General features: G+C 70.3%; 1 protein-coding gene. It reads right to left on the bottom strand.

Annotated features, from left to right (window positions below; genetic code table 11):
• A partial coding sequence (locus tag P3H15_RS54180; protein ID WP_276144854.1) for a LysR family transcriptional regulator occupies positions 1-859 on the bottom strand: 859 nt, incomplete at both ends.

Here is an 859-nt window from a genome sequence, read left to right as displayed (position 1 = left end):
TCGTCCATGAGCGTCCGCGCGGGTGGCGTGAGGTGGCTCTGCCGGCAGACGGCGGCGACGTGGAGGTACGACTCGGGGACGATGCGGTGCACGGTGGCGCCCGCCTGCCGCGCCGACGGCGCCCAGGACGACGGCATGACGGCCTGGCCGAATCCGCTGAGCACCATCGGCAGGATCGACGTGCGGTGCGCGACCTCGGCGACGATGGTGGCCGCGACGCCGCTGGCGAGCACCTCGTCGACGAGGGTCCGCATCAACGACCCCCGCTGCGACACGATCAACCGGAATCCGGACAGCTCCGATCTCCGAATCTCCGGGCGCTCCGGCGTTTCGGCGCCCGGCCCGGAGATGAGGATCAGCGGCTGGCTTTCCAGCGCGACGACGTCGAGTTCGGGGGCACGCACCGCGGCGGGGGAACCGAGGATCCCGACCTCGCAGACGCCGGTGCGCACGGCGTGCAGAACCTCCTCGGGTGTGAACGCCGCCTCGGCGTTGACGGTGACCGACGGATAGGTGCGGCTGAAACTGGTGAGGATCGTGGTGAGGGGTTCGATCCCGGGTGACGGCATCGTGATCAGGTCGACGCGGCCGGCACGCAGTCCCTTCAGCGCATCGACGGACGCCTTCGCGTCCTCGAGGTCGCGCAGCACCACCCGGGCCGGGCCGACGAGTGTTTCGCCGGCGTCGCTGAGTACCAGCCGGCGTCCGACGCGGTGGAAGAGCGGCACCCCCAGTTCCCGTTCGAGCGCGGATATCGACTGCGAGAGGGACGGCTGCGCGATCAGCAGTGTTTCCGCCGCGCGGTTGATTCCACCCTGATCGACCACCGCCAGGAAGTACCGCAACTGCCGCGCGTCCA

The sequence above is a fragment of the Rhodococcus sp. T2V genome, assembly GCF_029269925.1.
Lineage (GTDB): Bacteria > Actinomycetota > Actinomycetes > Mycobacteriales > Mycobacteriaceae > Rhodococcus_F > Rhodococcus_F koreensis.
This window is presented reverse-complemented; position numbering and strand designations above follow the sequence as displayed.